Below are 12,702 nucleotides of genomic sequence, written 5' to 3' on the forward strand. Positions count from 1 at the left end.
CGGTTCGGGCGATATTTGTTACCGCATCTCCTGCGCCGGGGTGACGCCAAGAATACCCAAGCCCGCTGAAATCACAACAGAAACAGCCCGGGCCAGTGCGATTTTCGATTGGCTTGTGGCAACATCGCCATCCTGAATGAAGCGCAACTGGGTTTCGTCATTGCCCTTGTTCCACAGCGCGTGGAAATCCCCTGCCAATTCATATAGATAGAAGGCAACCCGGTGCGGTTCATTCGTGCGTGCGGCGATTTCAACCAGACGTGGCCATTCTGCCAGCTTCTTGGCAACAGTCAGCTCAGACGCGTGATCAATCTTGCCCAGATCGGCCTGACCGAGGGTTGCATCATCCGTAACAATCCCAGCCTCAGCGGCGCGGCGCAGCACACTCATGACGCGGGCATGGGCGTATTGGACGTAGAACACCGGGTTTTCGCGGCTTTGTTCCAGCACCTTGTCGAAATCGAAATCCAGCGGTGCGTCGTTCTTGCGGGTCAGCATGACGAACCGCGTCACGTCCGGACCCACCTGATCGACCACATCTCGCAGGGTCACAAAGTTCCCTGCCCGTTTGGACATCTTGAACGGCTCACCGTTCTTCCACAGCTTCACCAGTTGCGTCAGCTTGATATCCAGCGGAACCTGACCATCGGACAGGGCCGAAACCGCTGCCTTCATCCGCTTGACATAGCCGCCATGGTCAGCACCGAACACGTCGATCAAAGCGTCAAATCCACGGGTAACCTTGTCATAGTGATAGGCGATATCCGGCGCGAAATAAGTCCAGCTGCCGTCTGATTTCTTGACCGGGCGGTCCACATCATCCCCGTGTTCGGTCGATTTGAACAAGGTCTGTTCGCGCGGCTCCCAATCCTCGGGCTTCTTGCCCTTGGGCGGCTCAAGCACGCCTTCGTAGATCAGGCCCTTGTCGGTCAAAGACTGCAGCGCCGCCTCGATCCGACCCGTGCCGTATAGCGACTTCTCTGAGAAGAACACGTCCATCTCGACGCCCAGCGCCTTCAGGTCGGCGCGGATCAGGTCCATCATCGCGTCGGTGGCAAAGTTGCGCAGCTCTTCCAGCCATTCGCTTTCCGGCTTGTCGATCAGGCTGTCACCATATTTCTCTTTCAGCGCCTCGCCAATCGGGATCAGGTAGTCGCCAGGGTACAGACCTTCGGCAATTTCTGGGCTTAGACCATTCGCCTCGCGATACCGCTCATAGGCCGAACGCGCCAACACATCCACCTGCGCGCCGCCATCGTTGATGTAGTATTCGCGTGTCACATCATGGCCCGAATAGGCCAGCAGGCTTGCCAGCGCATCACCGAACACAGCCCCCCGCGTGTGGCCCACATGCAGCGGGCCGGTCGGGTTGGCCGAGACATACTCCACGTTGACCTTCTGACCATGCCCCATGGTCGAACGGCCATAATCGGTGCCTTTTTCCAGCACCGCAGCCAGCACGCCCTGCCAGACCGAAGGCGCAAGCCGCAGGTTTAGAAAGCCCGGGCCCGCCACCTCGGCGCTGGTGATCCGGTCGTCTGCAGACAGCTTGCCTGCCAGCACATCTGCAATGTCCCGCGGCTTCATCTTCGCCGGTTTCGCCAGCACCATCGCCGCATTGGTCGCCATGTCGCCATGCGCTGCATCGCGCGGAGGCTCAACCGCCACGTTGTCAAAGCTCAATCCCTCTGGCAGCGCGCCTTCGGACTGCATCTGCGCCAGCGCGTCCAGTACAAGGCCGCGGATCTCGGAAAACAGGTTCATTTCGGATGTCCTTTTACTTGTCGCGGGGTTTAACACGCATCGCGGCAAGGTCAATGGACGCCCTTAGTTTGTACTTGGCATAACGCACAGGCCGGGTAGTTTCGGGCCTGACGCCACACACGCCCCGGAGATCCCCATGTACCGCGCTCTGCCCTTAGTCCTGCTTCTATCTGCCGCCATACCCGCATGGGCCGAACTATCGACGCCCGATGGTCACGTCATTCTGACACTGGGTGGCGCCGTCGATGAGACCAACCTGCCCGCACGAACAGAAAATGACGGTGGCCTGTTCGGTTACCTCGAAGTCACGCACGCAGGAGCAGCCGGGTTCGACGCAACCATGCTGGAGGGATTGGAGCAGATCAAGATCACTATCCCCTATGGCCCGCCAGAGAACCAGCGCGACTATATCTTTTCAGGCCCACGGCTGTCCGAAGTAATGAAGTTGGCCGGAGCAGAGGGTAAATCCGCCCTGCCATGGCAATGGACGGTTATCAAGCGGAAATCCCTTGGCAAAGCATCAAAGCACACCAACCGATTGTAGCCACCCATGCGGACGGCGTGCCCATGGGAATCGGCGGCTATGGCCCCACGATGATCGTTTTTCCGCCAACTGATGACGTAGAATTGGCCCAGATACAGGCCAGCCAGCAAGTTTGGGCCATTGCCTATATCGCGATTGAATGATCTCCGGTCAGGCGGGCATGGTCCTGCAGCGCAAACCTGTCCGTCATACCCGCGATATAATCCGAGACGATCCGCGCCAACGCCGTTTCGTCAGCCGCCGCCTCGATATCGCCGTGCCAGTGCCCAGGCATCTGCTTCGGGTCGGCAAGATAAATCGGAAAGAGCTCTTCGACCACCTTGCTGACCTTGGTGCGCACTTGCATCACGCTTGGTGCACGATACATACGCGAAAATAGAAACGCCCGGATTTGTTTGAGCTGAACCCATAACCCATCTGAGAACTGAATGACCGGATAGCCCAGGTTCCGAATATCCTCGACCGATTGCGCCCCTGAGGAAGCGATCAACGCGCGCGACGTGTCGATAACATCCGAGACCATCACGCCAAAAACCCGCCGCAGCGCTTCATGGCGACGCCGGTATGGGTCCAGACCCGGATATCTGCGATCGACTTTTGCAAAACAGGCATCGATGATCGGAAGTTGCTGAATGTCGTCATCGCTGAACAGACCAGCGCGCAACCCATCGAACAGATCGTGATTGTTATAGGCTATGTCATCAGAAAGCGCGGCCACCTGCGCCTCGGCGCTCGCGTGTGTGTTGAGTTCGAGGTCATAGCCCTGATTGCACTCGGCCAGCGCCCATGGCAATTCGCCTACGACGGGACCGTTATGCTTGGCGATGCCCTCCAGGCATTCCCAGGTCAGATTGCAGCCGTCGAACTCGGCATAGTGACGCTCAAGTTTGGTTACGATCCGAATGGCCTGTGCGTTGTGGTCAAAACCGCCATAGGGCTTCATCAACGCGTGCAGTGCATCCTCTCCCGTATGACCAAAAGGCGTGTGCCCAAGATCATGCGCCAGAGCGACCGCTTCGGTCAGTTCCGGGTTCAATCCCAAAGCACCAGCAATCGTCCGCGCCACCTGCGCAACTTCGATTGAGTGGGTCAAACGGGTACGATAGCTGTCACCTTCGTGCTCAACAAAGACCTGTGTCTTGTGCTTGAGCCTCCGAAAGGCACTGGCATGAATGATCCTGTCGCGGTCACGCTGAAAGCATGAACGAAAGCTGCTCTCTTCTTCCGGCACCAACCGCCCCCGCGCGCGGCCCGGATCCGAGGCAAAACCCGCTCTGTCCAATGGTGTTGTCCTTGTCGCCTGTCTTCAGGTTTCATATATTGTACGATGCTAAGGAAATAAACCTTTGGAGACCGGCATGAATCTGCCCCCAACAGTTACAGACCGCGCCTTTGATCGCTTGGCCGAGATTGGTGCCGCAGATCAGGGCCAGGCCCTGCGCGTCGCAGTAGAGGGCGGTGGATGTTCAGGATTTCAATACGAAATTGCGCTGGATAAGCCTAAGGAAGACGATTTGGTTTTAGAGGGCAAAGGCCAGAAGGTTATCGTCGACTCGATCTCTCTGCCATTTCTGGAAAATGCGGTGATCGATTTCACGCAGGAACTGATCGGTGCGCGCTTTGTTATCGAGAACCCCAATGCCACATCTTCCTGCGGCTGCGGTACATCTTTCTCAATGTAGCCAAAGTGGGGGCTTTGCCCCCACACCCCCAAGGTATTTCTAGCCAGACGAAGTGGGATTCGCTCTCTGACCGTTTAGGCCAGAGAGCTTCACCTGGCACGGTCATCGGCGCCTCCGCCTGTACCGCATAATCATTATTTTCAAGTATGGCTAAGAATCCGTTTCTTTATCTGGCCCAAAATACCTCGGAGCGCGAGGCAGAGTCTCGCTAGCCCGTTCTGTTCCTTGCCGTCAGGTGCAATCTGCGCGATAGGTTGCGGATGGCACCGGAGGATCGCGCATGAAAGTCGCCACGTTCAACATCAACGGGATAAAAGCTCGGGCCGAGGCGCTACCGCGCTGGTTGGATGAGGCGCAGCCGGATGTCGTTTTGCTGCAGGAAATCAAATCGATTGATGAGAATTTCCCAAGCGAGATATTCGAAGAACGCGGATATAACGTGGAAACGCACGGGCAAAAGAGTTTCAACGGCGTCGCAATCCTTTCGAAACTGCCGTTGGAGGATGTCTCCCGAGGCCTTCCCGGTGATGACGACGATGAACAGGCCCGTTGGATCGAAGCGACTGTCATCGGTAAAAAAGCTCTTCGCATCTGTGGGCTGTATCTGCCTAACGGCAATCCGGTGCCGGGGCCGAAATATGACTACAAGCTTGCGTGGATGGAGCGTCTCTATGAACGCGCGCGTGATTTGCTGGCCACCGAAGAGCCCGCGCTGATGGCCGGGGACTACAATATCATTCCGCAAGCCGAGGACGCAAAACGACCCGACGCCTGGCGCGAGGACGCTCTTTTTCGGCCCGAAAGTCGCGCTGCATTTCGAAAAATCTTGAACTTGGGCTTTACTGAAGCCTTCCGCGCTCGCACGCATGGTCCGGGTCATTATTCGTTCTGGGACTATCAGGCCGGTGCGTGGAACAGAAACGACGGGATTCGGATCGATCACTTCCTTCTGACTCCGCAGGCAGCAGATCTGATGCGCGATTGTCGGATCGACTTCGAGATTCGTGGGCACGAAAAACCTTCGGACCATGTGCCGGTTTGGGTCGATCTCGATCTCTGATGGCTTACGCCGTCGCGTCGTAGCTGTAGATCCATTCATAGCGCCGCGCCAAGCGTGGACCGATAGCCATCAAGGCGGCCTGAGCCGCCATCCTCATGGGTCCGCGAAGGTGGAAATTGCGCGCATTGGCTCCGGCGGCGGCAACCACTTGCCGTGCGCGAGGGCGACGGCACGTCTCGTACGTAGCAAGGGCTTTTTGTATGCCAGACTGCTCATCAAAAGACCGAACCAATACCCAAGCGTCTTCCAGCGCAAGGCACGCTCCTTGAGCCATAAACGGCAACGTCGGATGGGCTGCATCCCCCAACAGCGCAACACGTCCGTTCTGCCAGCAATCCGCGACGGGCCGGAGGAACAATGCCCAAACATTTGGTTCCTGAACCTGCTCAAGAATGTCCCCAACTAGTCCGCCAAAACTAGAAAACCGCGCTCGCAAATCCTCAGGGTCGCCGCGCCGGTGCCAGCCTTCTTCCCGCCAATCAGATCGCTCTTCAATCGCGACGACATTCATCAGAGTATGGTCGCGAAGAGGATACGTTACGACATGCCGTCCTGGTCCCATGGTTAGCACGGCACACGGCTTTCGGTCGCGCCGTGCCCAGGGGATCGTTGCACGCCAAGCAACCTGATGTGTGAACTTGGGTGCCTCGGGTCCATTCAATCCCGCACGGATTTTGCTTCGTCCGCCATCAGCAGCAATTGCACAATCAGCGCTTAATCTGGTGCCATCCTTCAGAACAATCTCAGCTTCAGAAGGATGCTTGAACACCCGTGCAACCCCTGCACCCAATCGAAACTCGATACCTTCGCGAAGGGCAGCCTTGTGCAGTAGACCCAGCAAATCGGCACGATGATAGTAGTAGGTTGGACCTGAGACCGGAGCCGGTATCTCACTGACAGATCGCCCAGTCCGAAAATCGCGGAGTAACGTCCCGTAGGACTTTAAACCAGCCTCAGGCGGTTCGCCGACGACGTTTAAGGCCCGCAGCACTACCATTCCGTTTTCGCTGATTTGCAATCCAGCGCCAACCTCGGTCAATTCGGGAGCCTGCTCAATAACCGTGACCTTGGCCCCACGTTGCCGCAACGCCAGTGCCGCCGCCATACCGCCAATGCCGCCGCCAATAACGCAGAAATTCAGACCGTTAATGTTCATGGCTCTGCCATAACGCAAAAACGCCGGGGCGACAGGCCCCGGCGTTGATGTTTTATCTAGATTATCCAGCGATCAATCGTCGCGGTGGACCTTTTCACGGCGTTCGTGGCGCTCTTGCGCTTCCAACGTCATCGTCGCGATTGGGCGTGCGTCCAGACGCTTCAACGAGATCGGATCACCGGTTTTCTCGCAATACCCGTATTCACCCTCGTCAATCCGACGCAAGGCCGAATCGATCTTGGCAACCAGCTTACGCTGACGGTCTCGCGTGCGCAGTTCCAACGCGCGGTCGGTTTCTTCGCTTGCGCGATCAGCGACATCAGGAATGTTACGGGTGTTGTCCTGCAACCCTTCGATCGTATCGCGGCTGCCTGCGAGTAGTTCTGTCTTCCAATCCATCAGCTTGCGGCGAAAATACTCAAGCTGTCGATCATTCATGAAAGGCTCATCTTCAGCCGGTCGATAATCGTCCGGCAGAAAAACTTCCTGCTTCATATTTGCTCCCTCGGTATGGCCTGAAACGTCGGTTGCTGTTGTATTAGCTGACATTCGGCACCCCCTTCTGCGGAGCGTGTATCCGACGGCGCTGAGATTGTCACTACACAAACGTGTCGCTCGTCGCCGCGTCACTCCGCCTGCTCTAATAACGAGACTTGTAACAACAAAACCTTGTTTTTCTGTGGTTATCACATGGCGTTTTTCGGGCACCGATAGACGTCAGGCTAGTCTGATGCAGGCGAATCGCCCGAGAGGGATTGAACTCACGGTAGAAATCATCTCAGCGCGACGCAGCGGCCCGGCTTGTAAAAATACCTGCCCCTCTGTAACCCGTGGAAAGCAAAAACCGCCCAAACACCAAATGAGGGGTCCCATGACCGCACGTTTCCAAGGCACCGCAGAATATGTTGCCACCGACGATTTGACCATTGCTGTGAATGCTGCCGTCACCCTGGAACGCCCTTTGCTGGTCAAGGGTGAACCCGGTACCGGCAAGACTGAGCTGGCGAAACAGGTTGCGGGTGCTTTGGGGCTGACGATGATCGAGTGGAACGTGAAATCCACAACCCGTGCACAACAGGGCCTCTATGAATACGACGCCGTCAGCCGTCTGCGTGACAGCCAGCTTGGCGATGAACGGGTGCATGAGGTGTCGAACTACATCCGCAAGGGCAAGCTGTGGCAGGCTTTTGACGCCGATGAAAAGGTGGTTTTGCTGATCGATGAGATCGACAAGGCCGACATCGAGTTTCCTAACGATCTGCTTCAGGAACTCGATAAGATGGAGTTCCACGTCTACGAGACCGGCGAGACAATCAGGGCCAAGAACCGCCCAATCGTGATCATCACCTCAAACAACGAAAAGGAACTGCCGGACGCCTTCCTGCGCCGCTGTTTCTTCCACTACATTCGCTTCCCGGATGAGGCCACGATGCGCCGGATCGTCGAGGTGCATCACCCCGGCATCAAAGACGCTCTGCTAACCACCGCGCTGACCCAGTTCTACGAAATCCGCGAAACGCAGGGTTTGAAGAAAAAGCCCTCGACCTCGGAAGTGCTGGACTGGCTGAAGTTGCTCTTAGCTGAGGATTTAAGTGCCGAGGATCTGAAGCGCGACGGCGTTAATGCGCTGCCAAAACTGCATGGTGCGCTTCTAAAAAATGAGCAGGACGTACATCTGTTTGAACGGCTGGCCTTTATGGCGCGCAGCAAGCGGTGATCACGGCTTGTCATCGGTACGCTCGGATGTCAGCATTGCGTTAACGAAAAACCCGGCGACAATCGGGCCTCCAGAGCAGGAAACATGGCAATGTCGACCACCCCCACAATCCGCCCTTTGCGATCAGAGGATCGGGACCAATGGGCCGATATGTGGCGTGACTACCTTGCATTTTATGAAACCGAGGTGCCGGATTCGACTTACAAAAGCACCTTTGCTCGGCTCTTAGGTGATGATCCGAATGACTTTTCCTGTTTTGTCGCCGATCTGGATGGGCAGCTGCTCGGGCTGACCCACTACCTTTTTCATCGCCACGCCTGGAAAGAGGAAAGTGTCTGCTATCTGCAGGATCTCTATGCCCGCCCCGAAGCGCGTGGAACCGGTGTTGGACGCGCCTTGATTCAAGCCGTCTACGACGAAGCGGACAGGCAGAAAGCCCCCTCAGTCTATTGGCTGACACAGGAAAACAACCATACCGCGCGCAAACTCTACGACCGCATCGGCAAGTTGTCGCCGTTCCTGAAGTATCAGCGACCATGAGGCTTTTGGGCGCAACCCTCCTTCTGGCGGCGCTTTCCGCCTGCACCACGGTCGACCGGATTGAGACGCCGACCCGTACCCAGGTGATCGAAGCATCGCTGCCGCCGTCTAAATCCTTCGGTGCGGCCCGTCCCAGCCCGCCTGCCCGTTCAAACAAGAATATCGCAGCTGATTTCCTGTCGTTGCATTTCGCGCTTGAAAGCGGTGCGGAACTTCCGGTCTTTACTCGGTTCGACGAACCGATCACGGTGCGCCTGACTGGGACACCCCCTCCAACGATGCAGACCGACCTGAGCCGGCTACTGACACGGCTGCGACGGGAGGCGAAGATCGACATCCGACAGATTCCAGAGGGTCAGGCGAATATCACCATCGAAGCCGTAAGCCAGAAACAGATTCGCCGCATCCTTCCGCAGGCTGCGTGTTTCGTCGTTCCAAACTCTTCAAGTTTGGAAGAATACCGCCGCGACCGGCGGAAAAAGAAAAGCAACTGGACCGAACTTCGCAGCCGCGAGAGGATCGGAATTTTCATCCCTTATGATGCCAGCCCACAGGAAATTCGCGATTGCCTGCATGAAGAGTTGGCTCAGGCCCTTGGACCGCTAAACGATCTCTACCGCCTGCCGGATTCTGTATTCAACGACGATAACTTTCACACGGTTCTGACCGGGTTCGACATGTTGATCCTGCGAACGGCCTACTCGCCCGAGTTGCAGAACGGTATGACAAGCGAACAGGTCGCGGCGGTTTTGCCCGGTGTCCTAAGCCGGCTGAATCCGCGCGGGGATCGCGTTGCACCGCAACCGGTAACCGAGACACCCCGCGCCTGGATAAACGCAGTACAGCGCGCATTGGGGGCTGGTGCGGGCACCACCAAGCGGGTCAATGCCGCGAAAGAAGCGGCACAGATCGGGCAACAACAAGGCTGGACAGACCACCGCCGCGCCTACCCGCATTACCTGCTGGGGCGCATGGGGCAGTTCGACGACCCCGAAGCCGCGCAGAGGCAATACGACATCGCGAAGAAGTACCTGCGCTCCACACCCGGAACAGAGGTCCAGCGCGCCCATATCACAGCCCAGACTGCGGCATTTGCCTTGGCGCAGGGTCAAGGGGCGCAGGCGCTGCCCGAATTGAACAGTGCGATTGATGTCATGACGCGCTCTGAAAACGCCGCGCTGCTGGCGACTTTGTTGCTGCTGAAATCCGAAGCTTTGCGCCAGTCTGGGCAAATTGATCAGGCACGCAGCGTTCGGCTGGACAGTATCGGGTGGGCGCGTTACGGCTTCGGCTCGGAATTGGTGGCACGCTCGGTATCGCAAGACATTGCGCAAGCGGCCGCCGCAGGTACGGGTGGATAACGGCATATGGTAGTGGTTTTGGGCATGGCACTTTTAGGGGCTTTGCTGGGCGTTCGAACTGCGCGGAAACGCAATGGCAGCGGTGCAGATATGGCCCAGTATGCTGCCGGATACGGGATCGCTTTTGCGCTAATCGGACTGGTGATCTCGCTGGTTCTGGTGCGATTGGTTTAAAGATATGTTCCTGCCCTTTTTTGAGAACCTTCGAAACGCCGGTATTCCCGTTTCCTTACGCGAATACCTGACTTTTCTGGAGGGAATGAAAAAGGGCCTCGCCACCTACGATGTCGAAGCTTTCTACTACCTCGCCCGCGTGTCGATGGTGAAGGACGAACGCAATATCGACAAGTTCGACCGCGCCTTTGCCGCAAGTTTCGAAGGCCTGGACGCAATCAGTTTTGAGCAGGTGCTCGAGGCCGTCGATATTCCCGCCGAATGGCTTGCAAAGATGGCAGAAAAACATCTGAGCGCCGAAGAAAAGGCCGAGATCGAGGCGCTGGGTGGTTTTGACAAGCTGATGGAGACACTGCGCGAGCGCCTGAAGGATCAGCAAGGCCGACATCAAGGCGGCAACAAATGGATCGGGACAGCAGGTACCTCGCCATTCGGGGCCTATGGCTACAATCCCGAAGGCGTGCGCATCGGCCAGAAAGAAAGCCGCCATCAACGCGCGGTTAAAGTCTGGGACAAGCGTGAATTCAAGAACATGGATGACACGGTTGAACTCGGCACCCGCAACATCAAGGTCGCCCTGAAACGCCTGCGCCGCTGGGCGCGTGAGGGCGCTGCGGAAGAGCTGGATCTGGATGGCACAATCCGTGCCACTGCCGAGCATGGCTATCTGGATGTCAAAACTCGTCCTGAACGGCACAACGCCGTTAAAGTGCTTTTGTTTCTCGATGTGGGTGGTTCAATGGACCCGCACATCAAGGTGGTCGAAGAGCTGTTCTCGGCCGCGCGGACCGAGTTCAAGCATCTGGAATACTACTACTTCCACAATTGCCTCTATGAAGGTGTCTGGCGTGACAACCGCCGCCGCTGGGATCAGCAGACGCCAATGCACGAGGTGCTGCGCACCTACGGTCCGGACTACAAATGCATCTTCGTTGGCGACGCTTCGATGAGCCCCTACGAGATCGCGTATCCCGGTGGCGCAAATGAGCACTGGAACCAGGAGGCCGGACAAGTCTGGTTGCAGCGCGCGCGCGAACAGTGGACATCGAACCTATGGATCAACCCGGTGCCCGAGAAGTATTGGGAATACACGCATTCGATCGGCATGATCCGCGAGATTTTTGAGGATCGCATGGTGCCCATGACGCTGGCGGGGCTAGAACAGGGCATGCGGGAACTGACACGTTAGGGCCGTTGGAATTCTGATTGGCCGGATCCGGGAAACAATCAGACTGAATTCTCATGATTCACGCTCCAAAATGAGCACTCCGGAAACAATCTAAGCTAAGTTCCCCACCTCTCTCAAATCCATGATATACAGAGCAGGGTTTGAGGCTGGGGGGCTGAGATGACCAATTCCAAATTTCGCAATATTCTGACGTCTGTTTTGACGGTTACTTCGCTGGTTCTTGCATCGGGAGCTGTCGCTACCATTATACTGGGTCCCGATGCGGCTTATGCCAAGAACGACAAGAGCAATGGTAACGGGAAAGGAGCAGGCCGCAGTGGCGGAAAAGGAAAATCCGGCAAAGGCAATGACAGCACCAAGGGCGGCAAAGGAAAATCCGGTAAAGGCCATGGGGCCAAAAGCACGGATAAAAATGCAGGTGGTGCCAAGTTCAATACTCGACGCTCAGGCAAAGCTTTTAAATTTAATAAAAATCAGAATGCAAAATCCCAACGGTCGGCCAAGAACAAGAATAAGAATAAGAATAAGGGACAGAACAGCAAAGTCCGGGAAACTACACTGGCGGGTTTTGGACGAGAGTTCAAACGCGATGTTGAGCAACTTTTTGGAAAACGTACGCGATCAAAATCCAATACAAGTGCCAACCGCGTAAAGAAAAGTCACCGTCAAGCTTCCGTAGCTCCGCTCGAGCATTCCCCGCGCCCTGTTGCCCGTACGGATTATTATTCCAAGCGCCATGTCGACAAAAAGCCCGGCACGCGTCGTTACCGCGATCCGCTTGTTGCAGCGATCACCGATCCCTATGGCTCGGATAAGCTGCGTAACCTGAATGCGTCCAAGGCGGCAGCGCCGGCGTTCCGCAATGCCTCAGCCAACAGCAATGTGGGCAAGATCGCGACCTATCAGGCTGCGGCGGAAACCTACTATGACTTGCGCGGAGACCTCTATGAGGCGCGCCGTGAACTGCGTGACCTGAACGAGAGCTATGATGGCCGCAGCAGCGAAGACATCGCTGATGACATCGCCGCGCTCGATCCTGCAGACCCGAATTACGACGACGATCTCAGTGCACTTGAGGATGAACTGCGTGATGCAGAAACCTATGAAGAGGCGCGCGACGATCTGCGCGCGGATGTGAGGGACCTGAGATACGAAACCCGCGACGCATTGCAAGATGCGGAGGCTGCCTTTTATGACGCTTCGAAAGGGCGGACATTGACCAAGGCGACGCTGGGCGAGTTCCATGGTTATCTCGACCTGCCACAGCCAGGTTACCGGCACAAGGACTGGGCAACGATCCAGCCGGTGCCTTACGATCCTGATGACTACAGCTATTCGGATGATAAGACGTTCTATGATGAAACCGACTATCGACTGCGCTACGACAAGCCATATTCCGATCGCAAGAAGGACCGCTACCGCTATTACCGCGATCCGCTTGTTGCAGCGATCACCGATCCCTATGGCTCGGATAAGCTGCGTAACCTGAATGCGTCCAAGGCGGCAGCGCCGGCG

At 56.7% G+C, this 12,702-nt stretch carries 13 protein-coding genes; 9 read left to right on the forward strand and 4 right to left on the reverse strand.

Annotated elements, in window-relative coordinates; translation table 11 throughout:
• Window positions 1–18 precede the first annotated feature (18 nt).
• Window positions 19–1,764, reverse strand: coding sequence for an arginine--tRNA ligase (argS, locus tag ACR0DU_RS04620; RefSeq protein WP_480872717.1), 1,746 nt, complete (start codon window positions 1,762–1,764; stop codon window positions 19–21).
• 136 nt (window positions 1,765–1,900) lie between these two features.
• Here argS and ACR0DU_RS04625 point away from each other — a divergent pair, with 136 nt between their 5' ends.
• Window positions 1,901–2,308 carry a hypothetical protein gene (locus ACR0DU_RS04625; RefSeq protein ID WP_480872718.1) on the forward strand — a complete coding sequence of 136 codons (408 nt, stop codon included), beginning with the start codon at window positions 1,901–1,903 and terminating at the stop codon, window positions 2,306–2,308.
• Window positions 2,309–2,432: 124 nt separating this feature from the next.
• Here ACR0DU_RS04625 and ACR0DU_RS04630 read toward each other — a convergent pair whose 3' ends face one another.
• Entirely contained in the window at window positions 2,433–3,590 is a 1,158-nt protein-coding gene (locus ACR0DU_RS04630; RefSeq protein WP_170781630.1) for a deoxyguanosinetriphosphate triphosphohydrolase, read from the reverse strand.
• A 76-nt stretch (window positions 3,591–3,666) separates the two neighbouring features.
• Between ACR0DU_RS04630 and ACR0DU_RS04635 the strand changes: the two genes are divergently transcribed.
• The gene (locus tag ACR0DU_RS04635) at window positions 3,667–3,990 is read left to right on the forward strand and encodes a HesB/IscA family protein (RefSeq protein ID WP_170781629.1); all 324 of its coding nucleotides are present in this window, start codon (window positions 3,667–3,669) and stop codon (window positions 3,988–3,990) included.
• A gap of 280 nt (window positions 3,991–4,270) precedes the next feature.
• Window positions 4,271–5,050, forward strand: coding sequence for an exodeoxyribonuclease III (xth, locus tag ACR0DU_RS04640; RefSeq protein ID WP_480872720.1), 780 nt, complete (start codon window positions 4,271–4,273; stop codon window positions 5,048–5,050).
• A gap of 4 nt (window positions 5,051–5,054) precedes the next feature.
• Here xth and ACR0DU_RS04645 read toward each other — a convergent pair whose 3' ends face one another.
• Together ACR0DU_RS04645 and dksA are read right to left on the reverse strand one after the other, a co-directional pair.
• Complete coding sequence (locus ACR0DU_RS04645) at window positions 5,055–6,206, reverse strand: FAD-dependent oxidoreductase (protein ID WP_480872721.1); 1,152 nt, start codon at window positions 6,204–6,206, stop codon at window positions 5,055–5,057.
• A 72-nt stretch (window positions 6,207–6,278) separates the two neighbouring features.
• Window positions 6,279–6,701: an RNA polymerase-binding protein DksA gene (dksA, locus tag ACR0DU_RS04650; RefSeq protein ID WP_010440598.1), complete on the reverse strand. Its 423-nt coding sequence runs from the start codon at window positions 6,699–6,701 to the stop codon at window positions 6,279–6,281.
• 376 nt (window positions 6,702–7,077) lie between these two features.
• On the opposite strand from dksA, the gene ACR0DU_RS04655 reads away from it, so the two are divergent.
• From ACR0DU_RS04655 to ACR0DU_RS04680, 6 genes are all read left to right on the forward strand, one after another.
• The gene (locus ACR0DU_RS04655; protein ID WP_010440600.1) at window positions 7,078–7,923 is read left to right on the forward strand and encodes an AAA family ATPase; all 846 of its coding nucleotides are present in this window, start codon (window positions 7,078–7,080) and stop codon (window positions 7,921–7,923) included.
• Window positions 7,924–8,013: 90 nt separating this feature from the next.
• The gene (locus tag ACR0DU_RS04660; RefSeq protein WP_170781626.1) at window positions 8,014–8,463 is read left to right on the forward strand and encodes a GNAT family N-acetyltransferase; all 450 of its coding nucleotides are present in this window, start codon (window positions 8,014–8,016) and stop codon (window positions 8,461–8,463) included.
• The gene (locus ACR0DU_RS04665) at window positions 8,460–9,824 is read left to right on the forward strand and encodes a DUF2927 domain-containing protein (protein WP_480872723.1); all 1,365 of its coding nucleotides are present in this window, start codon (window positions 8,460–8,462) and stop codon (window positions 9,822–9,824) included. The genes ACR0DU_RS04660 and ACR0DU_RS04665 overlap by 4 nt, the downstream gene beginning before the upstream one ends.
• 6 nt (window positions 9,825–9,830) lie before the next feature.
• Window positions 9,831–9,998 (forward strand): hypothetical protein, encoded by a 168-nt coding sequence (locus tag ACR0DU_RS04670; protein WP_010440604.1) that lies wholly within the window; start codon window positions 9,831–9,833, stop codon window positions 9,996–9,998.
• 4 nt (window positions 9,999–10,002) lie between these two features.
• On the forward strand, window positions 10,003–11,187 hold the full coding sequence (locus tag ACR0DU_RS04675) for a vWA domain-containing protein (protein ID WP_480455098.1): 1,185 nt from the start codon (window positions 10,003–10,005) through the stop codon (window positions 11,185–11,187).
• Window positions 11,188–11,346: 159 nt separating this feature from the next.
• On the forward strand, window positions 11,347–12,702 hold a 1,356-nt coding region (locus ACR0DU_RS04680), incomplete at its 3' end, for a hypothetical protein (protein WP_480872725.1).

This window comes from Ruegeria sp. G2 (genome assembly GCF_056533505.1).

What these genes read in the sequence shown, in the direction of transcription:
- ACR0DU_RS04655 (WP_010440600.1), top strand. Translation starts at nt 7,078, where the DNA reads ATGACCGCACGTTTCCAAGGCACCGCAGAATATGTTGCCACCGACGAT.
- ACR0DU_RS04635 (WP_170781629.1), top strand. Translation starts at nt 3,667, where the DNA reads ATGAATCTGCCCCCAACAGTTACAGACCGCGCCTTTGATCGCTTGGCC.
- ACR0DU_RS04670 (WP_010440604.1), top strand. Translation starts at nt 9,831, where the DNA reads ATGGTAGTGGTTTTGGGCATGGCACTTTTAGGGGCTTTGCTGGGCGTT.
- ACR0DU_RS04625 (WP_480872718.1), top strand. Translation starts at nt 1,901, where the DNA reads ATGTACCGCGCTCTGCCCTTAGTCCTGCTTCTATCTGCCGCCATACCC.
- ACR0DU_RS04645 (WP_480872721.1), bottom strand. Translation starts at nt 6,206, where the DNA reads ATGAACATTAACGGTCTGAATTTCTGCGTTATTGGCGGCGGCATTGGC.
- argS (WP_480872717.1), bottom strand. Translation starts at nt 1,764, where the DNA reads ATGAACCTGTTTTCCGAGATCCGCGGCCTTGTACTGGACGCGCTGGCG.
- ACR0DU_RS04665 (WP_480872723.1), top strand. Translation starts at nt 8,460, where the DNA reads ATGAGGCTTTTGGGCGCAACCCTCCTTCTGGCGGCGCTTTCCGCCTGC.
- ACR0DU_RS04660 (WP_170781626.1), top strand. Translation starts at nt 8,014, where the DNA reads ATGTCGACCACCCCCACAATCCGCCCTTTGCGATCAGAGGATCGGGAC.
- ACR0DU_RS04675 (WP_480455098.1), top strand. Translation starts at nt 10,003, where the DNA reads ATGTTCCTGCCCTTTTTTGAGAACCTTCGAAACGCCGGTATTCCCGTT.
- xth (WP_480872720.1), top strand. Translation starts at nt 4,271, where the DNA reads ATGAAAGTCGCCACGTTCAACATCAACGGGATAAAAGCTCGGGCCGAG.
- dksA (WP_010440598.1), bottom strand. Translation starts at nt 6,701, where the DNA reads ATGAAGCAGGAAGTTTTTCTGCCGGACGATTATCGACCGGCTGAAGAT.